The sequence below is a fragment of the Pseudonocardia kujensis genome, assembly GCF_021283305.1.
GTDB lineage: Bacteria > Actinomycetota > Actinomycetes > Mycobacteriales > Pseudonocardiaceae > Pseudonocardia > Pseudonocardia kujensis.
The window spans coordinates 93,499-114,931 of record NZ_JAJSOK010000015.1 but is presented as its reverse complement, the minus strand read 5'-3'; the positions used below and the strand labels follow the sequence as shown (position 1 = coordinate 114,931).

Genomic DNA, 21,433 nt, shown 5'->3' with positions numbered 1-21,433 from the left:
ACAGCCGGACCCTCAACGCCGGGCCCGGGCCGTCTCGTCCGTGATCGCGCGCCAGGCGAGCGCGGCGGCCTTCTGCTCGGCCTCCTTCTTGGTGCGCCCGTCCCCGGAGCCCAGCTCGCGCCCCCCGACGACCGCGGTCGCCGTGAAGGTCTTGAGGTGGTCGGGGCCGTCCTCGGTGATCCGGTACTCCGGCACACCGAGCCCCTCCGACGCCGTGAGCTCCTGGAGGCTGGTCTTCCAGTCCAGGCCGGCGCCGAGCAGCGGGGCGCCCTGCAGCAGCTCGTCGAACAGCCGGTGCACCAGGGAACGGGCGGTCTCCAGCCCGTGCTCCAGGTAGACGGCGCCGATCAGGGCCTCGGTGGCGTCGGCCAGGATGCTCGCCTTCTCCCGGCCGCCGGTGAGCTCCTCACCACGGCCGAGATAGATGTAGGCGCCCAGCCCGTGCTCGGACAGCCCGCCCGCCACGCCCGCGAGCGCGTGCATGTTGACCACGCTCGCCCGCAGCTTGGCCAGCTGGCCCTCCGGCAGCTCCGGGTGGTCCCGGTAGAGCCGCTCGGTGACGATGATGCCGAGCACCGAGTCGCCCAGGAACTCCAGGCGCTCGTTGGTCGGCAGGCCACCGTGCTCGTACGCGTACGAGCGATGGGTGAGGGCGAGGGTGAGCAGCTCGGCGCCGACCTCGACGCCGAGTGCCTCCAGCAGCGGGGTGCGGTCCTCGCGAGGCCCCGTGACGCTCTTGTCACCCACCGGCTGGTCAGGCCGGACGGACGACCTGACGACCGTCGTACTGCCCGCAGACGGGGCAGGCGACGTGCGGCGGCTTCAGCTCGCCACAGGCGCGGTTGTTGCAGGCGACGAGGGTCGGCGCGGTGGCCTTCCACTGCGCCCGACGAGAGCGCGTGTTGGACCGCGACATCCGGCGCTTGGGTACGGCCACGGCAGATCTCCTACGGTTGTGCTCGAGAGGTCTTACGACATCGAAACGTCTTCAGTCGGAAGGCAGGCGCTCACGCAGAGCGGCCCACCGAGGATCCAGTGTCTCATGCCGGTGGTCGGGCCCGAGATCGGCCCACCTCCCGCCGCACTCGGGGCACAGGCCAGGGCAGTCGTCCCGGCACAGCGGCGCCAGCGGGAGCTCCAGCACGATCGCGTCCCGCACGGTCTGCTCGAGGTCCACACGCTCGTCGACGACGCGCGGGATCTCGTCCTCGTCGGTCGTCTCCTCGGTGACGGTGTCCGGGTACGCGAACAGCTCCTCGATGCGCACCTCGAGGTCCTCGGCGAGCTCGTCGAGGCACCGGGAGCACTCGCCCTCCAGGTGCGCGGCGGCGGTCCCGGACACGTAGACGCCCTCGCTCACCGACTCCAGGCGCAGGTCCAGCTCGACGGGGCTGCCCGGCGGCACGGCGAGGACTCCGACCAGGCCGATCGCCTCGTCGGCACGCTCGGCACCCGGTCCGGGGACCGTCCGGGTGACGCTGCGCATGGTGCCCGGGCGACGGCCCATCTCGCGGGTGGAGAACACCCAGGGGCTGGTCTCGGGGCGGGGTTCGGGGGCGCGGTTCGTGCTCATGACTCGCGCGAGGATACGCGCAGTTCGCCGGGCCCCGTCCAACGCGACCCGCCCTCCCACCGCGAGTCGGCAGTTCCGGCAACGCGAGTCGGCAGTTCCGGCAGCGCGAGTCGGCAGTTCCAGCAGCGCGAGTCGGCAGTTCCAGCAGCGCGAGTCGGCAGTTCTGGTAACGCGAGTCGGCAGTTCCGGGTCCTCGAGACGGCGATCCCGGGCGACGGGCGGTGGCGCCGCCCTCCGCTCAGCGCCGCACGTGGGCCGGGAAGGCCTCGGCGACGGAGGCGGCGAGCTCCAGGAAGGCCTCCCGCGTGGCCGGGCGCAGCCGGCCCGGGTCGATCCGCCCGCCCGTGGCGAGGTGCGGATCGTGCGGCACCTCGACCACCGCCCGGCAGCGGCCGGCGAAGTGCTCGCGCAGCGCCGGTGCGTCGATCTCCCGGGCGGCGCGCCCGACGAGGACCACCACCGCGTCGGCGACGAGCCGCCCGTGCCCGTGGGCCACGAGCCAGTCGAGGGTCTTGCTGGCCCGCCCGGCCCCGTCGACCGTCGGCGCCCCGACGACGACAAGCGAGTCGGCGACGTCGAGGGTCCCGGCCATCGCCGAGTGGACCATCCCGGTGCCGGAGTCGGTGAGCATGACGCTGAAGTACCGGGCGAGCGCCGCGTCGATCCGCAGGTACTCGTCCCGGGTGAAGGCCTCGCCCGCCGCCGGGTCCTGCTCGGAGGCGAGGACCTGCAGCCGGCCGGCCAGGCTGGTGTAGCGCGAGACGGCGGTCCAGGAGTCGACGGCGGCGAGGTCGTCGAGCAGGTCCCGGACGGTGCGGTCGCTGTGCCCGGTCAGCCGGTCGGCGAGCGTGCCGGCGTCGGGGTTGGCGTCGAGCGCGAGGATGCGGTCGCCGCGGTGTTCCGCCAGGGCGAGCCCCAGGCAGGCGGTGACCGTCGTCTTGCCGACCCCGCCCTTCAGCGAGGTCACCGCCACCCGGTGCGTCCCGGCGAGGTGGCTGCGCACCCGCGCGAGCCGGTCCTGCGCGGCGAGCTGCGCGGCGCTCGGCCCCGGGTCGATCCGGCCCAGGGAGGCGGCGTGCAGGATCCTGCGCCAACCCCGGTCGGGCACCGGGCCGCGGGCGCGGACGAGCGAGTCCGGGTCGAAGGCGCGCAGGTGGGTCGGCCCACGACCTGCCGGTTCCGCGCCGACGGCCGGGCCGGCGTCGCTGAACCACTCGCCGCCCTGCCGCTGGGGATGTGCCGTGCGCACCGACCCGTCGTCCACCACCGTCGTCTCCCTCTCACCCGACCGCGTCGGCTCGCCGTGCAGGCGGTGGCCGTACCGCTCCCACCAGGTCGCCGGATCCGGCTCGTCGTGGCGGGCCATGCGCGCAGCGTAGTCCGTCCGGCACAGCGCGTTGCGCAGAATGACCGAATGGTGGATCTCTGACGAAGGCGCCTCAGCGCCGGCAACCGACGACCACCGTCGCCGAAGCCCGTCCGCACGGCCCGACCCACGGACCCGGCCCGGCCAAGCCGGCGGTCAGTCGATCAGGTCCATCCCCGTCCCGGTGCGCCCGTGCAGGGCGGTGGCCGGGGTGCCGTTGGGCGAGCCGCCCTTCCACAGCTGGCTGCGGCCCCGGCTGACGGTCCGCAGCGCCTTGGTGAGGGTGTCCTCGAACTCGGCGAGCTTGGCGTCGACGTAGCCGTCGCACTCGCGGCGGAGCCGGTCGGCCTCGCCGTCGGCGGCGTCGACGATCCGCGCCGCCTCGGTGTGCGCCGCCCGGACCACCTCGGTGCCGGACACCAGGCGGGCCTGCTCGGCCTGCCCGTCGGCGACGTACCGGTCGTGGGTGGCGCGGCCGGCCTCGGCGAGCCGGTCGGCGTCGTGCCGGGCCCGCTCGGTGAGCTCCTCGTACTCCTGCCGACCGTGCGCGATCATCGTGTCGGCCTCGTGCCGGGCGTCGGCCAGGGTGCGCTCGGCCTCCTCGCGGGCCTCGGCCACCAGCCGTTCGGCCTCGGCGCGGGCCTCGGCGAGCATCTCCTCGGCCTCGGTCGACGCGGCGGTCCGGGTCTCCTCGGCCTCCCGTTCCGCCTCGCCGACGATCTCGTCGCGCCGGTCGAGGACATCCTGCGCGTCGTCGAGCTCGCCCGGGACCGCCTCGCGGAGGTCGTCGAGGAGGTCGAGGACGTCACCGCGCGGCACCACGCAGTTGGCGGTCATGGGGACGCCCCGCGCCTCCTCCACCACCGTCACCAGTGCGTCGAGCGACTCGAAGACCCTGTACACGGCCGCGATCCTCTCACCGGCACGGCGCGGTTCCCCGTATTCGCCGCGCCCAGGGCGTGTCAAGTTCCGTCCGGGTGATCACGGAATGATCCGCGCGGCACCGGGGTACGGACCTCAGCTGCGCTCGGCGATCCGGTCGAGGAGCTGGCGGTGCACCGTGGGCGGCAGGAGGTGCCCGACGTCGCCGCCGTAGGTCGCGACCTCCTTGACCAGCGAGCTGGACAGGAAGCTGAACTCGGGGTTGGTCGACATGAACAGCGTGTCGACGCCGGAGAGCCGCTGGTTCATCTGCGCCATCTGCAGCTCGTAGTCGAAGTCGGTGACGGCACGCAGGCCCTTGACGATGGCCTTGATGTCGTGCGCCCGGCAGTAGTCGACCAGCAGGCCGTGGAAGGAGTCGGCGCGGACGTTCGGGAGGTCGGCCGTGGTCTCCTCGAGCATCGCGATGCGCTCCTCGACGGAGAACAGGCCCTGCTTCTTCTTGTTGATCAGCACGGCGACGACGACCTCGTCGAACAGGCCGGCGGCCCGCGAGATGACGTCGAGATGGCCGAGCGTCACGGGGTCGAACGAGCCGGGACAGACCGCGCGCCTCATCGCTGCGCCTCAGCTGGCATGGCCGGACCGTAACAGCCGCCGACGTGGACCACGGTGTCCCCGTAACGACGCTCACGCACCCCTTCGAGCGGTTCCGGCCAGGGGAAACCGGCGGCGCGACTTCCCCCGGACCGGCCCCGCTCGACGATCACCACGGCGTCCGCGGCCAGCCAGCCGTGGACGGCGGCCGCGTGCAGCCAGGCCGCGACCTCCGCGTCGGTCACGGCGTAGGGCGGGTCGACCAGCACGAGGTCGAACGGCCGCGGCGCGGGTCCGGCGAGGACGGTCCCGGCCGCGCCGAGCCGGACCTCCCCGCCCAGCCCGACCGTCGCGACGTTGCGGCGCAGCACCCCGGCCGCCTTGCGGTCCGACTCGACGAACAGGGCGTGCGCCGCCCCGCGGGACAGCGCCTCGAGCCCGAGGGCCCCGGTGCCCGCGCAGAGGTCGAGCACCGCGGCGCCCTCGAGGCCCGGGTCGTGGTCGAGCGCGGAGAACAGCGCCTCCCGCACCCGGTCCGAGGTGGGCCGGGTGCCGGCGCCGGGGACGGCGAGCCGACGCCCGCGGGCGCGCCCCGCGATGATCCTGGTCAACGCGCCCACCTCCGATCACGCCGACGGCACTCCCGTGCAGTCCTAGCGCACGGAAGTGCCGTTCGTGCGGTCGGGTCGGCTACTCGATCTCCAGCAGCAGGTCGCCGCCCTCCACCTGCTGGACCTTGCCGATGGCGAGCCGGGAGACGGCGCCGCCGCGCTGGGCGGAGATGCTGGCCTCCATCTTCATCGCCTCGATCGTCGCGACGGTCTGCCCGGCGGACACCGAGTCGCCCTCGCCCACCTGCAGCGTGACGACGCCGCCGAACGGCGCGGCCACGTGGTGGTCGTTGCCGCGCTCGGCCTTCTCGGCCGCCTTGACGTCCGTCTGGATGGACCGGTCGCGCACGGAGACCGGCCGCAGCTGCCCGTTGAGCGTGGTCAGCACGGTCCGGTAGCCGCGCTCGTCGGCCTCCGAGATCGCCTCCAGCTCGATGAGCAGCGTCACGCCCTGCTCGAGGGTGACGGTGTGCTCGAGGTCGGGCTCGAGCCCGTAGAAGAAGTCCTTCGACGACAGCACGCTGGTGTCGCCGTAGTGCTCCCGGTGGGCGTCGAACTCCTTGGTCGGGGCGGGGAACAGCAGGCGGTTCAACGTCTGCCGGGGGTGGTCGCGCAGCCCCCGCCGGTCCTCGATGCTCAGCTCGGCGTGCTCGGCCTCCGGCGAGCGGCCCTCCAGCGCCCGGGTCCGGAACGGCTCCGGCCAGCCGCCGGGCGGGTCACCCAGCTCGCCGCGCAGGAACCCGATGACCGAGTCCGGGACGTCGAACTTGCCCGGGTCGGACTCGAAGTCCTCGGCCGTGACGCCCGCGCCGACCAGGTGCAGCGCGAGATCGCCCACGACCTTCGACGACGGCGTGACCTTGACCAGCCGGCCCAGCATCCGGTCCGCGGCGGCGTAGCAGTCCTCGATCAGCTCGAACCGGTCCCCCAGGCCGAGCGCGATCGCCTGCTGACGCAGGTTGGACAGCTGCCCGCCCGGGATCTCGTGGTGGTAGACCCGGCCGGTCGGCGAGGCGAGCCCGGACTCGAACGGCGCGTAGACCTTCCGCACCGCCTCCCAGTAGGGCTCCAGGTCGCTCACCGCCTGCAGCGAGATCCCGGACGCCCGCTCGGTGTGGTCGGTGGCGGCGACCAGCGCCGAGAGCGAGGGCTGGCTGGTGGTGCCGGCCATCGACGCGACCGCGCCGTCGACGGCGTCGACCCCGGCGTCGATCGCGGTGATGAGCGTGGCCAGCTGGCCGCCCGCGGTGTCGTGGGTGTGCAGGTGCACCGGCAGGTCGAACCGGCTGCGCAGGGCCTCGACGAGGGTGCGCGCGGCCGGCGGGCGCAGCAGCCCGGCCATGTCCTTGATCGCCAGCACGTGCGCGCCGGCGTCGACGATCTGCTCGGCGAGGCGCAGGTAGTAGTCGAGCGTGTAGAGCTGCTCGCCCGGGTCGGACAGGTCCGCGGTGTAGCAGAGCGCGACCTCGGCGACGGCCGTGCCGGTGTTGCGGACGGCCTCGATGGCCGGGCGCATCTGGGAGATGTCGTTGAGCGCGTCGAAGATCCGGAAGATGTCCATGCCGGTCTTCGCCGCCTCGGCGACGAACGCGTCCGTCACCTCGGTCGGGTACGGCGTGTAGCCCACCGTGTTGCGCCCGCGCAGCAGCATCTGCGTGCAGATGTTCGGCACGGCCTCCTTCAGCGCGGCCAGCCGCTCCCACGGGTCCTCGGCGAGGAACCGCAGTGCGACGTCGTAGGTCGCCCCGCCCCAGCACTCCAGGCTCAGCAGCTCCGGCGCCATCCGCGCGACGTGCGGGGCGACCGCCAGCAGGTCCCGCGTGCGGATGCGGGTGGCCAGCAGGGACTGGTGCGCGTCGCGGAAGGTCGTGTCGGTGACCGCGACGGCCTTCTGGTCGCGCAGCCGCCGCGCGAAACCCTCCGGCCCGAGCTCGCGCAGCAGCTGGGCGGACCCGGCGGGCGGCTCGGCGCCCAGGTCCACCGGCGGCAGCTTGTCGACGGGCTCGACGACCTCGGGCCGCGGACCGTTCGGCCGGTTCACGGTGACGTCGGCCAGGTAGGCCAGCATCCGCGAACCACGGTCGGCCGAGGGGCGTGCCTTCAGCAGCTCCGGCCGGTCCTCGATGAAGCTCGTGGTGATCCGCCCGGCGGCGAAGTCCGGGTCGTCGAGCACCGCGGCGAGGAACGGCAGGTTCGTGGAGACGCCGCGGATCCGGAACTCGGCGATCGCGCGGCGGGCCCGGCGCACGGCGTTGGCGAAGTCGTGGCCGTGGCAGGTCAGCTTGACCAGCATGGAGTCGAAGTGCGCCGACACCTCGGCGCCGGTGTGCACGGTGCCGCCGTCGAGCCGCACCCCGGGGCCGCCGGGCGAGCGGTAGGCGCTGATCACGCCGGTGTCGGGGCGGAAGCCGTTGGCCGGGTCCTCGGTGGTGACGCGGCACTGCAGGGCCGCGCCGGAGAGCGTGACCTCGTCCTGGGTCAGGTGCAGCTCCGGCAGCGTCAGACCCGACGCGATGCGCAGCTGGGCGATCACCAGGTCCCGGTCGGTGACCTGCTCGGTCACCGTGTGCTCGACCTGGATGCGCGGGTTCATCTCGATGAAGACGTGGTTGCCGCGCTCGTCGACCAGGAACTCGACGGTGCCCGCGTTGCGGTAGCCGATGTGGCGGGCGAAGCTCACGGCGTCGGCGCAGATGCGCTCGCGCAGCTCCGGGTCCAGGTTCGGCGCCGGCGCGATCTCCACGACCTTCTGGTGGCGCCGCTGCACCGAGCAGTCCCGCTCGAACAGGTGCACGACGTTGCCCTCGCCGTCGGCCAGGATCTGCACCTCGATGTGGCGGGGGTTCACCACCGCCTGCTCGAGGAACACGGTGCCGTCGCCGAAGGCCGACTCGGCCTCCCGCGAGGCGGCCTCGACGGCGTCGCGCAGGTCCTCCGGGCGCAGCACCCGGCGCATCCCGCGCCCGCCGCCGCCGGCGACCGCCTTGACGAAGATCGGGAAGCCGACCTCGTCGGCCGCGGCGAGCAGGGTCTCCACGTCGTCCGAGGGCTCCGACGACTTCAGCACCGGCACCCCCGCCTCGCGCGCGGCCGCGACCGCCCGGGACTTGTTGCCGGTCAGGTGCAGGACCTCCGACGGCGGCCCGACGAAGGTGATGCCGGCCTCGTGGCAGGCGGCGGCCAGATCGGGGTTCTCGGAGAGGAAGCCGTAGCCCGGGTAGACGGCGTCGGCGCCGGCCTTCTTCGCGGCCCTGATGATCTCCTCGACCGACAGGTAGGCGCGGACGGGGTGGCCGCGCTCGCCGATCAGGTACGACTCGTCGGCCTTCGCCCGGTGCAGCGAGTTGCGGTCCTCGTAGGGGAACACCGCCACCGTCGAGATCCCCAGCTCGAACGCGGCCCGGAACGCCCGGATCGCGATCTCCCCGCGGTTGGCCACCAGCACTTTCGAGAACATCCGGCTCCCTGGTCCGTCGGACGTGACGTGCGTCCGCGCCGCGGTGGCGGCGGGGACGGGGAATCGTGGCACGCGGCCCGGACGGCCGTCGACCGGAGAACCACCTGATGGGACACGGTGCGCGGGCCCGGGGGGCGGCCGTCACCACGGCGGGGTGGCTGAGACGGCGCTGAGACCCGCGGCGCCGGCGAACGCGGCCGACCGGGACATTCCCCCGCAGGGTCGATGCACGTCACCACCCGTTCGGGTACCAAGGAGGCATGACACGGCGTCCGCATCACCCGGGCGGCTTCGGCGGGCCCGGCGGCTACGGCCGGGGGCAGGGTTTCCGCTGGGAGAATCCGGGTGAACGGACGGCGCGCCGGGTGCGCCGGGCGGCGGGACCGCCGCACCGCCACCACGGCCCGTACCGGCCCGGGATGGCCGTGCCCTCGCCGTGGATCGCCCTCCCGCTGATCATCCTGCTCGTCGGGCTGCTGGGCAGCGCCGCCGCCGCGACCGCCTTCGCCGCGGTCTCCTTCTCCCCGCTGTTCCTGCTCGCCGTCGTCGCGATCACGGCGCACCGGGCCGGGCGCCGCCGCCCGGTCCCTCCGCCGCCGGTCGCGGCGCCCCGTCCGCAGGCCCCGCCGGCGCCGCCGTGGGCGCAGGCCCGGGCGCGGTTCGACCGGCTGCGCGAGGAGTACACGGCCTACGAGTGCGATCCGATGGCCGTGCTGCGGCTGCCGGCCCTCGCGGACGTCTCGGTGCCCAGCACCGGGCGGTTCGTCGAGGCGTTCGCCGAGGCCCAGGCCCTCGACACCGACCACCGGCCGGCCGACCGCCACCACGCGGAGATGTTCGTCGCCGCCGTCGACCGGGCGGTGCGGGCGTGGGAGGCCGCGCGCGACGCGGCCGAGCGGATCCGGCACTCCTCGCTGTCGGCGACGGAGCGCGCGTCGGTGGAGCGGGCGATCAAGCTGCTGACCACCGCGCGGGACTCGGACAACGACGCGGAGCGCCTCGCCGCCTACGCGATGGCCCGGTCCGAGCTGGCCCGGCTGGAGAAGGCGGGCGTGGTGCACCTGCCCCGCGCCGCCGCGGCCGCCCTGGAGAACGAGGGCCGGGGGCAGCTCAGCGCGTAGTCCCACGAGTCGACGGGTCCCGGAGCACCGAGATGTCCATCCGGGCATGTCCTCGAGAAGTGAGGTTCGGACGCCCGTAAGTGCCGACTCGCGCTGCAGGAACTCCCGACTCGCGCTGCCGGAACTCCCGACTCGCGGGTGTTCCCGGGGGCTACACCTTGTCGAGGTAGGCGGCGGCCTCCTCGTCCCCGACCGTCTCGGCGACGAGGGCGCGCAGGCCGGGGTGGTGGGCCAGGCCGGGGTCGGAGGCGACCAGCCGGGCCGCGGAGAGCCGGGCGGCGGAGATGACGTTCTCGTGCCGCAGCAACGACAGCAGCTTGAGGCCCGAGCGCCGCCCGGACTGCGAGGAGCCGAGGATGTCGCCCTCGCGGCGCAGCTCCAGGTCCAACCGGGCGAGCTCGAACCCGTCCGTGGTGGAGGCGATCGCGTCGAGCCGCTCGCGGGCCGTGGTGCCACCCGGCATCTCCGTGACCAGCAGGCACACCCCGGGCGCCGAGCCACGTCCCACCCGGCCGCGGAGCTGGTGCAGCTGGGAGAGCCCGAACCGGTCCGCGTCCATGATGATCATCCCGGTCGCGTTGGGGACGTCGACGCCCACCTCGATGACCGTGGTGGCCAGGAGCACGTCGAGCTCACCGGCGTCGAAGGCCCGCATGACCGCGTCCTTCTCGTCGGCGGGCAGCTTGCCGTGCAGGATCCCGATCCGGAGCCCCGCCAGCGGCCCCTCGGCCAGCCTGGGCCCGATGTCGAGCACCGCCAGCGGCGGGCGGCGCTCGCCGTCGTCGCCGTCCGCCCCGGCGTCGTCCGGGTCGTCGGCGTCCTCCGGGTCGCGGCCCTTCTTCTTGGTCGCGTACTCCCCGCCCACCCGCGGGAACACGACGTAGCACTGGTGGCCCTCCGCGACCTCCTCGCGGATGCGGGCCCACACGCGTTCGAGCCACGAGGGTTTCTCCCCTGCGGGCACCACCGTGGTCTTGATCGGCGAGCGGCCCTTGGGCAGCTCGGTGAGCGCCGAGACCTCCAGGTCGCCGTACACGGTCATGGCGACGGTCCGCGGGATCGGCGTGGCCGTCATGACCAGCAGGTGCGGTGTGCGTTCGCCGCGGCCGCGCAGCGCGTCCCGCTGCTCGACACCGAACCGGTGCTGCTCGTCGACCACCACCAGGCCGAGCTCGGCGAAGCCCACCGTGTCCTCGATGATCGCGTGCGTCCCGACGACGATCCCCGCGGCCCCGGACTGGATGTCCAGCAGCGCCTGGCGCCGCTCCGCCGTGGACATCGACCCGGTGAGCAGCGTGATCCGGGTGGCTCCCTCGGACGAGCCGAGCTCGCCCCCGTGGCCGAGCGGCCCGAGCATCGCCCGCAGCGACCGCGCGTGCTGGGTGGCGAGCACCTCGGTGGGGGCCAGCATCGCGGCCTGTCGCCCGTTGTCGACGACCTGCAGCATCGCCCGCAACGCGACGACGGTCTTGCCCGCGCCGACGTCCCCCTGCACGAGCCGGTTCATCGGCAGCGGGCGGCCGAGGTCCTCGGCGATCTCCTCGCCGACCGACTTCTGCCCGGCGGTGAGCGGGAACGGCAGGATCGCGTCGAACGCCTCGAGCAGCCCGCCGGCCTTGCGCGGCGACGGCGCCGCGGGCCGGTGCATCGCCCGCTCCCGTTGCAGCGACAGCGCGAGCTGGACGCCGAACGCCTCGTCCCACACCAGCCGGCCCCGGGCCGCGTGCCGGTCCGCCTCGGACTGCGGCACGTGGATCTTGCGCAGCGCGGTGCCGAGGGCCATGAGCTCGTGTTCCCGGCGGAGGTCCTCGGGCAGCGGGTCGGTCGGGTCGTCGAGCAGGGCGAGCACCTGGCGGACGCTGCGCGCGATGGCCTGCGACCGGACGCCCTTGGTGGCCGGGTAGATCGAGATGAACGGCCGGTCCTCGGCGTCCTCCTCCAGCTCCTCGAACTCGGGGTGGGTGAGCTGCAGCGTGGTCTGCCGGCCGGTGCGGAAGACCGAGACCGTGCCGGAGAACATCAGCGTGCGCCCGACCTGGATGAAGGACTGCACCTTCTGCGCGTTGAAGAAGGTGCAGGACAGGGTGGCGCCCTTGGCGTCCCGGATCGTGCAGTTCATCAGCTTCCCGCGCCGGGTGCGCATCGGACGGGTGGTCGCCGACTGCACCGTGGCGATCACCGTGACGTACTCGCCCACCTCGAGCCCGGCGATGTCGGTGAGCTTGCCGCGCTCGACGTACCGGCGCGGGTAGTGCCGCACCAGGTCGCCGACGGTGTGCAGCTCGAGCTTGCCGCCCAGCGCGTTCGCCGAGGCCTTCCCGACCACGTCGAGGAGCGGGGTGTCCAGGTCGATCCTCGTGAGGGCCACTACTCCACCCCCAGCACGAGCGGGAAGTCCGCCTGCCCGCCGCGGTAGACCACCACGTCGACCTCCGGGTGGGTGCGGCGCAGGTCCTCGGCCAGCCCGCTGCCCAGCTCCTCGGGCGCATCCGCCCCCAACAGCGCGGTGACGAGCTCACCACCCGGAGTCAGCATGCGGTGAGCCAACCACAGGGCACCGACAGTCAGGTCGGGGGCGATCAGCACGACCTCGCCCTCGCTCATCCCGAGCACCTCCCCCGGCGCGCACCGGCCGACCCACGTGAGGGCCTCCGCCTCCGCCACGACGAGCCCACCGGTCCGGGTGCCGGCGGCGGCCTCGGCCATCGCGACGACGTCGTCGGCGGCGTTGCGGGACAGGTCGTGCACGGCGAGGGCGGCGAGGCCCTGCGGCACCGACGTCGTGGGTACCACGACGACCTCGCGGCCCTCGTCGCGCGCCGCACCGGCGACCCGGGAGGCCAGGCCGAGCAGGCCGACGTCGCAGGTCATGAGGGCGACGTGGGCCGCGCCGGTGGCGTCGACCGCGTCGGCCAGCTCCCTGCCCGACACCGTGTGCCCGGGCCGCGTCTCCAGCACGTCCGCCCCGGCGCCGCGGGCGAGCTCCGCCACCCCGCGCCCCGAGGCGATCATCAGCACCGCGCGCGGGCGGCGGAAGGCCGGCCGCTCGGGCTCGGGCGGACGGTCGTCGAAGCGCATGACGGTGATCCGGTGCGGCCGGCCCGCCTCGACCCCGGCCTCGATCGCCGCCCCGACGTCCGTGCAGTGGACGTGCACGTTCCAGGTCCCGGACCCGTCGCCGACGACGACCACGGAGTCCCCGAGCGTGGCCAGCCGCGCGCGCAGGGCGGTGACCGCGTCGTCGGTGGTGCGGTCGAGCAGGTACATGACCTCGCTGTCGTACTGCTCGGAGCCGGACTCGCGGGCCGCGGTGAGCGCCGCCCGGTCCCGGACGACGACCCGCGACCGCTCCGGGACCCGCCCCGCGCAGGCCTCGACCAGGGCGTCGAGCACCACGGCGATGCCGAGCCCGCCCGCGTCGACCACTCCGGCCCGGCTCAGCTCGGCGAGCTGGCCGGTGGTGCGGGCGACGGCCGCGTGGGCGGCGTCGGCGACCGCCGCCGGGTCCCCGCCGAGCTCGGCGGCGGCGTCGGCCGCGGCGGTGATGACGGTGAGCATGGTGCCCTCGCGCGGCTCGGCGACGGCGGCGGTGGTCAGCTCGGCGGCCCGGCGCAGCGCCGCCGTGAGCTCCTCGCCGGCGCCGACGGCCTCGGCGAGGCCGCGCAGCAGCTGGGAGAGGATGGTCCCGGAGTTCCCGCGGGCACCACGCAGCGCGCCCTTGGCCAGTGCCGCCGCGACCTCCGCCGGCTCTTCCGAGACCGGGTCGACGGCGTCGGCGCCGGCCTTCATCGTGAGGAGCATGTTGGAGCCGGTGTCCGCGTCGGCGACCGGGAAGACGTTGATCGCGTCGAGCTCGCCGCGGTGCCGGTCGAGCCCCGCCACGGCGGCGGCGGCCCAGCGCCGGAGCAGGGCGGCGTCGAGCGTCGGGGGCACGCCCCCACCCTATCGAGCGGGTGTGTCGCGGCGACCCGGTCGGGCGCGGGCGGGGGGCCGGTGGGAGGCCCCGCGGACGGGCGGTTACCCTGGACGACACGTGCCCGGGGCGACCCGGGCCTGCATCGTTGTCTGTCTACCCCGAGGAGTGTCCGACGTGGCTGCCGTCTGCGACGTCTGCGGCAAGGGTCCGGGCTTCGGCATGTCCGTCTCGCACTCGCACCGCCGTACCCACCGCCGCTGGAACCCGAACATCCAGACCGTGCGCACCAAGGTCGACGGTGGCAACCGTCAGCGCCTGAACGTGTGCACCTCCTGCCTCAAGGCGGGCAAGGTCGCCCGCGCCTGACGGCGAGCGACCCGCGAGACGCGAACGGGGCGGTCTCCCTCCGGGGAGACCGCCCCGTCGTCGTGCGCGGCGGTGCCATGGTGACGCGGGATGATCTGTGGTCGTGAACTCCTCGTCCACCCCCGGGAAGGGCGGACCTCGCCCACCCCGGGAAGATTGTGAACCAGGACACACGCCCCGGGTTACGGCAGGCGCCAGTCGACGGGCTCGCCGCCGATCTCCTCGAGCAGGTCGTTGGCCCGGCTGAAGGGCCGCGACCCGAAGAAGCCGCGGTCGGCCGACATCGGGCTGGGGTGCGCCGACTCGATGATCGGGACGTCGACGAGCAGCGGCGCGAGGTTGCGCGCGTCGCGCCCCCAGAGGATCGCGACCAGGGGCTCCGCGTCGCGCTCGACCAGCGCGCGGATCGCCTGCTCGGTGACGGCCTCCCAGCCCTTGTCGCGGTGCGACCCGGGCGAACCGGGCTCCACCGTGAGGCACCTGTTGAGCAGCAGCACGCCCTGCTTGGTCCACGGCGTGAGATCGCCCGACGCCGGCAGCGGCAGGCCCAGGTCCTCCTGGTACTCCTTGAAGATGTTGATCAGGGAGCGCGGCAGCGGGCGGGTGTCGGCGGACACCGAGAAGGACAGCCCGACGGCGTGCCCCGGCGTCGGGTAGGGGTCCTGCCCGACGATCAGCACCCGGACCTCGTCGAACGGCTGCTGGAAGGCCCGCAGCACGTTCGCGCCGGCGGGCAGGTACCTCCGGCCGGCGGCGAGCTCCGCGCGCAGGAACTCCCCCATCTCCGCCACGACCGGCGCGACGGGCTCCAGCGCCCGGGCCCAGCCCTCCTCGACGACCTCGGCCAGCGGCTTGGCGGCCATCAGACGTCCAGCCTGCGCAGCTCGGCGCGGAACCGCTTGCCCCGCTGCACGTAGGAGTCCACGGCGTACCGGAACCGGTCCTCCGGCACCTCGTAGCCCTCGCGCACGCGCGCCGGGATGCCGAGGGCCATCCGGTGGGGCGGGATCACGGCGTCGGGCGAGACGACCGCGCCGGCGGCCACGATCGCGCCCTCCCCGATCGTCGAGCCGTTGAGCACCACCGAGCCCGAGGAGATCAGCACCTTGTCGGCGATGTCGGCCGCCTCGATGTGCACGTTGTGTCCCACGGTGCAGTCGTTGCCGATCAGCGTGGGCCGCCGCTCCGTCGTGTGGATGATCGAGCCGTCCTGGATGCTGGTGCGCTCGCCGACCACGATGTAGCCGTCGTCGCCGCGGAGCACGGCGGTCGGCCACACCGACGCCTGGGCCCCCAGCCTCACGTTCCCGATCACGACCGCGTCCGGGTGGACGTAGGCCTCGGGATGGATGTCGGGTTCGACGTCACCGAGCGCGTAGACAGCCACGGTCGGAGCCTACTTTCGCCCGGCGGAGCCGCCCTCCCGGGCCTCGCGCTCCATCCGTTCCGCCAGCTCGTCGACGACGAGGGCGCTCCGGTCGAGGGTGCCCGTGCGGTAGGCCGAGCGAGCCACGATCTGCGAGATCACCGGGGCGGTGACGGCCTGGAAGAGGATCACCAGGATCAGCGTCGCGGCGTTCTCGAAGTCCAACCGGATCGCCGTGCCCAGCAGGATCAGCAGCAGGCCGAGGGTCTGCGGCTTGGTCGCGGCCTGCAGCCGGGCCGGCAGGTCGGGCAGCCGGACCAGCCCGAGCGCGCCGAGCAGGCAGGACAACGCACCCAGCAGCAGGAACACGGCCGAGACGACGTCGGTGATCATGGCACCTCCGCGGGCACGAGGACGTCGGCGCGGACCACGTGCCCGTTCACCGGTGCCGCTCCCACCGCTCGACCAGCCGGGCCGCCGTGACCGAGCCGACGAACCCGACGAGCGCGACCGCCGCCATCAGCGGGATCGTCGAGCCGTCCCGGTAGATCGCGATGTAGACCGCCGACGCGGCCACGATCAGGACCACGAAGACGTCGAGCGCCGCGATCCGGTCCAGCGTCCCCGGCCCGCGCAGCACGCGCACGACGCTGATCACCGCCGCGGCCGCGAGCATCCCGAGGACCAGCGCGAACACGATGTTCATGCGGCCTCCGCGGGAAGAAGTACGTCGGCGTGCGTCATCGTTCCTCCCCCACGGTGCGCACCATGCGCTCCTGCAGCCGCTCCATCTGCCGGCGCACCCGCGCGGCGTCGTCCGGCCGGCGCAGGCCCAGCGTGTACACGTACAGGCGGCCGCCCGCCCGGTCGATCTGCAGCACGACGGTCCCCGGGGTCAGCGCCGTCGCGGCGGCGACGAAGGTGGTGATCCGCTCCGAGTCCGTCAGCAGCGGCACGGCGACGATCCCCGCCTGCGCGCGGGGGCCGTGGCGGAGCGTCTCCCAGGCGACCTGGACGCCGGAGACGACCAGGTCGACCAGCAGGTAGCAGCCGAGCTGCAGCAGCGCCCACGGCCGGAAGGGCAGCCGTGGCAGCAGCGGCAGCGGGAACAGCGCGGTCACGGCCGCGGCGACGAGGATCCCGCCGACGACGATCTTCACCGAGACCGTGCCCCAGAGCAGGACCCACACGACCGTCAGCCAGAGGACCTGGGGCCAACGCCGGACGACGGTCATCCGAGCACCGCCTCGACGTAGGGAGTGCGGGCCATCAGGTCGGCGCCCGCCTTCTCGGTCACCGCGGACAGCGGCCCGGCCGCGACGGCGATCGCGATGCTCACCGCGACCAGGGCGACGGTGGCCGCGTACATCGGCCGCGAGGCCCGCGCCGTGCCGACGACCAGCTCGTCCGTCGGGTCGTCGTCGGACAGCGGTTCCTTCTCGGTGCCCCAGAAGACCCGGACCCAGACCCGGACCATCGCGTACAGGGTGAGCAGGCTGGCGAGCACCACGAACCCGGCGACGACGGCGGTGGCCGCCCCGCCCGTGGCCCCGGCCTGCAGCAACGCGAGCTTCGCCACGAAGCCCGACGTCGGCGGGATGCCGGCGAGGGTGAGCGCGGGGATCGCGAAGAGCACCGCGAGCACCGGCGCCCGGCGTGCGAGCCCGCCCATCGCCTCGATCGACACCGTGCCCGTCCGTCGCGTGATCAGGCCGCTGACCAGGAACAGCGTGGCCTGCACGGTGATGTGGTGGACGATGTAGAGGGCCGTGCCGGCCGCGCCCCGGGCGTCGTACACCGCGAGTCCGAACAGCATGAAGCCGATGTGGCTGACCAGCAGGAAGGACAGCAGCCGGTTCAGGTCGTCCTGGGCGAGCGCGCCGAGCGCGCCGACGACCATCGTCAGCACGGCCAGCACCAGCAGCACCGCGGAGGGGCCGGTGCCCGGGAACACCAGCGTCTGGGTGCGCAGCAGCGCGTAGACGCCGACCTTGGTGAGCAGGCCGGCGAACAGCGCGGTGACCGGCGCGGGCGCGTTGGGGTAGCTGTCCGGCAGCCAGAAGTGCAGCGGCACCATCGCCGCCTTGATGCCGAACGTGACGATCGTGAGCATCGACAGCAGCGTCCGCAGCCCCTCCGGCAGGGCCGCCACCCGGCCCGCGAGGTCGGCCAGGTTGACGGTGCCGGTGGCCGCGTAGACCAGCGCGATCGTGGTGAGGAACAGCAGCGACGACGTCAGGCTGATGATCACGTACGTCATCCCGGAGCGGATCCGGGAGGCGTTGGTGCGCCGGGTGATCAGGACGTACGACGCGGCCAGCATGATCTCGAAGGCCACGAACAGGCTGAACAGGTCACCGGTCAGGTACGCGAGCGACACGCCCGTCGAGAGCAGCAGGAAGATCGGGTGGAAGGTGGTGCTGGCCGTCTCCCGGCCGTAGTCGGAGATCCGCTGGCCGATCGCGTAGACCAGCACCGCGAGCGTGACCACCGTCGAGATCAGCAACAGCAGCGCGGAGAGCCGGTCCGCCACCAGCACGATCCCGACGGGCGCGGGCCAGCCGCCCAGCTCGGCGACGACGGGTCCGGTCCGGTCCGCCGCGACGAGCAGGACCGCGGCCACGACCGAGACCGCGGCGAGCACCACGATCCCGATCAGCCGCTGGGTCCGCGCCGACCGGGCGGCCAGCACCGTGAGGGCCGCCCCCAGGATGGGCAGCAGCACCGGGAGCGTGACGAGCGTGCTCACCGGGCCGCCCCGCTCCCGGAGACCTCGGCGGGCTCGTCCGTCCGGTCCGAGGCGGCCGCCGAGCCGGGATCCTCCTCGTCGTCCGGGCCCTCGGCGTCCTCCTCCATCGAGCCCTCGGGGCGCTCCCGCTCGGCCACGCGGCGGTCCTCGACGTCGTCCTGGACCTCGTCGCGGCCGGTCAGCACCCAGCTGCGGTAGCCCAGGGCCAGCAGGTAGGTGGTGAGCGCGAAGGTGATCACGATGGCGGTCAGGGCCAGGGCCTGCGGGAGCGGGTCGGCGAACTCCTCCGGCAGCGCGGTGCCCAGCACGGGGGCCCGCGCGGGCGGGCCGCCGGCGAGCTGCAGCAGCAGGTTCGCCCCGTGCCCGAGCACCACGATGCCGATCAGGATCCGCATCAGCGACCGCTGCAGCAGGAGGTAGAAGCCCACGGAGTAGAGGACGGCCAGCACGACCGCCATCGCGAGGTTGATCGTGATCACGGCCCCGCCTCCTCCCCGGCGGCTTCCCGCGCGTCCCGTTCGATGCCGCTGCCCAGGGAGCGCAGCAGGTCGAGCACCACGCCGATGATCAGCAGGTACACCCCGATGTCGATCAACAGGCTGGAGACCAGGTCGACGGTGCCGACCAGCGGGATCTCGAACGTCACCTTCGCGCTGGCCAGCACGGGTGCGCCGAAGGCCACCGGGGCGAGCGCGGAGACCACGGCGACCAGCAGGCCGAGCCCCATGAGCACCGGCGGGCGCACGACGAACCGGGAGCCGATCTCGGCGCCCTCCGACTCGCCCCCGGCGATGTAGCGCAGCACGAAGGCCAGGCCCGCCACCAGCCCGCCCGGGAACCCGCCGCCGGGCGCGTAGTGCCCGACGATCAGCAGGTAGACCGAGAAGACCAGCACCGTCGGGAAGAGGAAGCGGGCCGCGGCCTCCAGCATGAGGGTGCGGTTGGAGCGCACGGGACAGGCGCCGGGCAGCGTCCACTCCCCTTCCGGCTCGTCCCACTGCGTGAACGGCACCGGTTCGCGGGTGGTCATCCGAGGACCTCCTTCTCGTGTTCGGGGGTGCCGCCGCCGGCCTTGCGTCGCCGGTCGAACCGGGTGGCGAGCACGAGGCTCGCCGTGCCCGCCGCCGCGATGAGCAGCACCGTGATCTCGCCGACGGTGTCCAGTGCCCGGAAGTCGACGAGGATCGCCGCGATGACGTTGTCCGCCCCGGCCTCCGGGGCGCGGGCCACGAACTCGCCGCTCGCGGCCGGGGGCTGCTGCCGCGCCCCGCTGAGGACCACGCCCGCGACCGCGACGAACACGCCCGCGACGGTGGCCAGCACGGCCTTGCGCATCTCCACACCCCGCCGCGGGCGGTTCCCGGGTGCCGTGGCGGTGCCGCCGTCCGGGTCGAAGTGCGCGGGCAGCCGGCGCAGCACGAACACGAAGGCGACGAGGGTGAGCGTCTCGACCAGGAACTGCGCCAGGGCCAGGTCCGGCGCCCCGTCGACGACGAAGAGCCCGCCGATCCCGTACCCGATGGCGCCGACCAGCAGGACGGCGGTGAACCGCCGGCGCACCCGGGTCAGCGCGAGCGCGGCGACCACCACGATCAGCCCGAGGGGCAGCTGCAGCAGCGACGACACCAGGGACTGGTCCCGCGGCCACACGCCGCCCGTGATCAGGGCGATGCCGGGCAGGACCAGCACCGTGCACAGCAGGACGCCGAGGTAGACGGGCAGGGAACCGACCTGGACGCGACCGGTGACCTGGGTGGCGGCCCGCTCGAGGCCGGCCACCACGACCTCGTACCCGCGCTGGGCGGACAGCGGATGGCCCAAGGCCCGGTGCAGGCCCGTGATGCGGTCGCGGCCGACGTGCAGCGCGAGGCCGACGGCCAGCGCGACCGCCGAGAACAACAGCGGCAGGGAGAGCCCGTGCCACAGCGCGAGGTGGTAGTCCGCCTCGGTCGCGTCCGTCGCCGGGTACGCGGCGGCGTAGGGCTGGGCCAGGGCGTTCACCAGCGGCGGGATGCAGCCGAGCACCAGGCCCGCGACCGCGGCCGTCCAGGTCGGCACGAGCAGGCCCGGCGCCGGCCGCTTCGGGTCGACGGGCTCCAGGCCCGGCTTGTCGGCGAAGGCGCCCCACAGGAACCGCGCCGAGTAGGCGACGGTGAGGATCGAGCCGGTCAGCAGGCCGAGCGCGAGCACCCAGCCGCGGGCGCCACCCTGGTGCACGAACGCCTCGAAGGCCGCCTCCTTGCCCAGGAACCCCAGCAGGAACGGCACGCCGGCCATCGACGCCGCGGCCAGCACCGCGGCGACCGCGAGGCCCGGCAGCCGGCGACCGAGCCCGGACAGCGCGCCGACCTCGCGGGTACCGGTGACCTTGTCGACGATCCCGACGACCATGAACAGCGGCGCCTTGAACAGCCCGTGGGCCAGCAGCATGGTCAGCGCCGCGATCTCGCCGATCCGGTCGCCGGAGCCGAACAGCACCATGAGGAAGCCGAGCTGGCTCACGGTGCCGAAGGCCAGCAGCCGCTTCAGGTCCGTCTCGTGCAGCGCCCGCCAGCCGCCGATCAGCATCGTGACCAGCCCCAGCAGCGCGATCGGCACCCACCACTCGGCCCGGTCGGCGAAGCCCGGCGAGAGCCGGCCGACCAGCACCACGCCGGCCTTCACCATCGACGCCGCGTGCAGGTACGCGCTCACCGGTGTGGGCGCGGCCATCGCGGCGGGGAGCCAGGGGTGGAACGGCGCCTGCGCCGACTTGGTGAGCGCCCCGACCAGGATCAGCGCGACGCCGGTCGCGGCCAGGCCGCACACCGGCGGCGCGGCGACGATCTCCGAGATCCGGTAGCTGCCCGCGGACTCGCCCACGAACACGATCCCGAGCAGCATCGCGAGCCCGCCGAACACGGTGACCAGCAGCGCCTGCACGGCCGCGCGCCGGTTGGCCCGGTGCAGGCCGCCCTGCCCGACCAGCAGGAACGACGCGATCGACGTCAGCTCCCAGAACACGTACAGGGTGAGCAGGTCGTCGGCCAGGACGAGGCCCAGCATCGCCCCGGCGAACGCGAGCAGCAGCGCGGAGTTCCGCGGGGCGTCGCGGCTGTCCTTGCCGAAGTACCAGGCGCTGTAGGCCAGGATCAGCGCCCCGAGCCCGCCGACCAGCACGATCATGACCAGGCCGAGCGCGTCGAGCCGGAACCCGAGCTCCAGGTCCAGCGCCGCGGACCAGGTCACCGTCTCCTCGAGACCGGGCCCGAGCGCCGCCCCGAGGTGGACGACCCCCCAGACCAGCGTCGCGGCGGGCAGCACCGCGGCGATCCCGAAGGCGGCCCGCCGGCTGCGCCGCGACACCAGCGGCAGCAGCGCGGCCACCACGAGATGGGCGACGACGAGCGCGAGCAAGACACCTCCGTCCCGCGACACCCGTGCGGCGCG

The 21,433-nt window shown here is 73.9% G+C and carries 21 protein-coding genes; 2 read left to right on the top strand and 19 right to left on the bottom strand.

All coding sequences use genetic code 11. The annotated features are described in order from the left end of the window. Window positions 1–12 precede the first annotated feature (12 nt). The 8 genes from rnc to LWC35_RS13565 all read right to left on the bottom strand — a co-directional run bounded on the left by rnc (window position 13) and on the right by LWC35_RS13565 (window position 8,486). Entirely contained in the window at window positions 13–747 is a 735-nt protein-coding gene (rnc, locus tag LWC35_RS13600; protein ID WP_232870460.1) for a ribonuclease III, read from the bottom strand. Window positions 748–754: 7 nt separating this feature from the next. Then, window positions 755–937, bottom strand: a complete 183-nt coding sequence (gene rpmF / locus LWC35_RS13595) for a 50S ribosomal protein L32 (protein ID WP_081924191.1) — start codon at window positions 935–937, stop codon at window positions 755–757. 51 nt (window positions 938–988) lie between these two features. Further along, window positions 989–1,573 carry a YceD family protein gene (locus tag LWC35_RS13590; protein WP_232870459.1) on the bottom strand — a complete coding sequence of 195 codons (585 nt, stop codon included), beginning with the start codon at window positions 1,571–1,573 and terminating at the stop codon, window positions 989–991. Window positions 1,574–1,811: 238 nt separating this feature from the next. Next, entirely contained in the window at window positions 1,812–2,939 is a 1,128-nt protein-coding gene (locus LWC35_RS13585; protein WP_232870458.1) for a MinD/ParA family ATP-binding protein, read from the bottom strand. Between the two features lie 156 nt (window positions 2,940–3,095). Beyond that, the gene (locus tag LWC35_RS13580) at window positions 3,096–3,842 is read right to left on the bottom strand and encodes a DivIVA domain-containing protein (protein ID WP_232870457.1); all 747 of its coding nucleotides are present in this window, start codon (window positions 3,840–3,842) and stop codon (window positions 3,096–3,098) included. Between the two features lie 114 nt (window positions 3,843–3,956). Beyond that, window positions 3,957–4,439, bottom strand: coding sequence for a pantetheine-phosphate adenylyltransferase (gene coaD / locus LWC35_RS13575; protein WP_232870456.1), 483 nt, complete (start codon window positions 4,437–4,439; stop codon window positions 3,957–3,959). Beyond that, window positions 4,436–5,029 carry a 16S rRNA (guanine(966)-N(2))-methyltransferase RsmD gene (gene rsmD, locus LWC35_RS13570; RefSeq protein ID WP_232870455.1) on the bottom strand — a complete coding sequence of 198 codons (594 nt, stop codon included), beginning with the start codon at window positions 5,027–5,029 and terminating at the stop codon, window positions 4,436–4,438. Before rsmD ends, coaD begins: the two co-directional genes overlap by 4 nt. A gap of 79 nt (window positions 5,030–5,108) precedes the next feature. Next, window positions 5,109–8,486 (bottom strand): pyruvate carboxylase, encoded by a 3,378-nt coding sequence (locus LWC35_RS13565; protein ID WP_232870454.1) that lies wholly within the window; start codon window positions 8,484–8,486, stop codon window positions 5,109–5,111. 260 nt (window positions 8,487–8,746) lie between these two features. On the opposite strand from LWC35_RS13565, the gene LWC35_RS13560 reads away from it, so the two are divergent. Continuing rightward, window positions 8,747–9,607, top strand: a complete 861-nt coding sequence (locus LWC35_RS13560; RefSeq protein WP_232870453.1) for a hypothetical protein — start codon at window positions 8,747–8,749, stop codon at window positions 9,605–9,607. A gap of 151 nt (window positions 9,608–9,758) precedes the next feature. Here LWC35_RS13560 and recG read toward each other — a convergent pair whose 3' ends face one another. Together recG and LWC35_RS13550 are read right to left on the bottom strand one after the other, a co-directional pair. Further along, on the bottom strand, window positions 9,759–11,975 hold the full coding sequence (gene recG, locus LWC35_RS13555) for an ATP-dependent DNA helicase RecG (protein WP_232870452.1): 2,217 nt from the start codon (window positions 11,973–11,975) through the stop codon (window positions 9,759–9,761). After that, the gene (locus tag LWC35_RS13550) at window positions 11,975–13,540 is read right to left on the bottom strand and encodes a DAK2 domain-containing protein (RefSeq protein WP_232870451.1); all 1,566 of its coding nucleotides are present in this window, start codon (window positions 13,538–13,540) and stop codon (window positions 11,975–11,977) included. The genes recG and LWC35_RS13550 overlap by 1 nt, the downstream gene beginning before the upstream one ends. 157 nt (window positions 13,541–13,697) lie before the next feature. Between LWC35_RS13550 and rpmB the strand changes: the two genes are divergently transcribed. Further along, complete coding sequence (rpmB, locus tag LWC35_RS13545) at window positions 13,698–13,889, top strand: 50S ribosomal protein L28 (protein WP_232870450.1); 192 nt, start codon at window positions 13,698–13,700, stop codon at window positions 13,887–13,889. A gap of 182 nt (window positions 13,890–14,071) precedes the next feature. Here rpmB and LWC35_RS13540 read toward each other — a convergent pair whose 3' ends face one another. From LWC35_RS13540 to mbhE, 9 genes are read right to left on the bottom strand one after another with little or no spacing between them, the layout of a single operon-like run. After that, on the bottom strand, window positions 14,072–14,752 hold the full coding sequence (locus LWC35_RS13540) for a uracil-DNA glycosylase (RefSeq protein ID WP_232870449.1): 681 nt from the start codon (window positions 14,750–14,752) through the stop codon (window positions 14,072–14,074). Continuing rightward, complete coding sequence (locus LWC35_RS13535) at window positions 14,752–15,276, bottom strand: gamma carbonic anhydrase family protein (RefSeq protein ID WP_232870448.1); 525 nt, start codon at window positions 15,274–15,276, stop codon at window positions 14,752–14,754. The genes LWC35_RS13540 and LWC35_RS13535 overlap by 1 nt, the downstream gene beginning before the upstream one ends. 9 nt (window positions 15,277–15,285) lie before the next feature. Next, window positions 15,286–15,648, bottom strand: coding sequence for a monovalent cation/H(+) antiporter subunit G (gene mnhG / locus LWC35_RS13530; protein WP_232870447.1), 363 nt, complete (start codon window positions 15,646–15,648; stop codon window positions 15,286–15,288). A gap of 46 nt (window positions 15,649–15,694) precedes the next feature. Then, the gene (locus tag LWC35_RS13525) at window positions 15,695–15,961 is read right to left on the bottom strand and encodes an MrpF/PhaF family protein (protein WP_232870446.1); all 267 of its coding nucleotides are present in this window, start codon (window positions 15,959–15,961) and stop codon (window positions 15,695–15,697) included. Between the two features lie 34 nt (window positions 15,962–15,995). Then, window positions 15,996–16,490, bottom strand: coding sequence for a Na+/H+ antiporter subunit E (locus tag LWC35_RS13520; protein ID WP_232870445.1), 495 nt, complete (start codon window positions 16,488–16,490; stop codon window positions 15,996–15,998). After that, complete coding sequence (locus LWC35_RS13515) at window positions 16,487–18,004, bottom strand: Na+/H+ antiporter subunit D (protein WP_232870444.1); 1,518 nt, start codon at window positions 18,002–18,004, stop codon at window positions 16,487–16,489. Before LWC35_RS13515 ends, LWC35_RS13520 begins: the two co-directional genes overlap by 4 nt. Next, the gene (locus tag LWC35_RS13510) at window positions 18,001–18,480 is read right to left on the bottom strand and encodes a Na(+)/H(+) antiporter subunit C (protein ID WP_232870481.1); all 480 of its coding nucleotides are present in this window, start codon (window positions 18,478–18,480) and stop codon (window positions 18,001–18,003) included. Before LWC35_RS13510 ends, LWC35_RS13515 begins: the two co-directional genes overlap by 4 nt. Continuing rightward, a complete protein-coding gene (locus LWC35_RS13505) occupies window positions 18,480–19,034 on the bottom strand; it encodes an MnhB domain-containing protein (RefSeq protein WP_232870443.1) in 555 nt (184 codons plus the stop codon). Before LWC35_RS13505 ends, LWC35_RS13510 begins: the two co-directional genes overlap by 1 nt. After that, window positions 19,031–21,400, bottom strand: a complete 2,370-nt coding sequence (gene mbhE / locus LWC35_RS13500; protein WP_232870442.1) for a hydrogen gas-evolving membrane-bound hydrogenase subunit E — start codon at window positions 21,398–21,400, stop codon at window positions 19,031–19,033. Before mbhE ends, LWC35_RS13505 begins: the two co-directional genes overlap by 4 nt. Window positions 21,401–21,433: the final 33 nt, after the last annotated feature.

Coding starts and splice junctions, on each gene's coding strand:
- LWC35_RS13525 (WP_232870446.1), bottom strand. CDS start 15,961: ATGAACATCGTGTTCGCGCTGGTCCTCGGGATGCTCGCGGCCGCGGCG.
- LWC35_RS13505 (WP_232870443.1), bottom strand. CDS start 19,034: ATGACCACCCGCGAACCGGTGCCGTTCACGCAGTGGGACGAGCCGGAA.
- LWC35_RS13560 (WP_232870453.1), top strand. CDS start 8,747: ATGACACGGCGTCCGCATCACCCGGGCGGCTTCGGCGGGCCCGGCGGC.
- mnhG (WP_232870447.1), bottom strand. CDS start 15,648: ATGATCACCGACGTCGTCTCGGCCGTGTTCCTGCTGCTGGGTGCGTTG.
- LWC35_RS13585 (WP_232870458.1), bottom strand. CDS start 2,939: ATGGCCCGCCACGACGAGCCGGATCCGGCGACCTGGTGGGAGCGGTAC.
- coaD (WP_232870456.1), bottom strand. CDS start 4,439: ATGAGGCGCGCGGTCTGTCCCGGCTCGTTCGACCCCGTGACGCTCGGC.
- LWC35_RS13565 (WP_232870454.1), bottom strand. CDS start 8,486: ATGTTCTCGAAAGTGCTGGTGGCCAACCGCGGGGAGATCGCGATCCGG.
- LWC35_RS13590 (WP_232870459.1), bottom strand. CDS start 1,573: ATGAGCACGAACCGCGCCCCCGAACCCCGCCCCGAGACCAGCCCCTGG.
- LWC35_RS13540 (WP_232870449.1), bottom strand. CDS start 14,752: ATGGCCGCCAAGCCGCTGGCCGAGGTCGTCGAGGAGGGCTGGGCCCGG.
- LWC35_RS13520 (WP_232870445.1), bottom strand. CDS start 16,490: ATGACCGTCGTCCGGCGTTGGCCCCAGGTCCTCTGGCTGACGGTCGTG.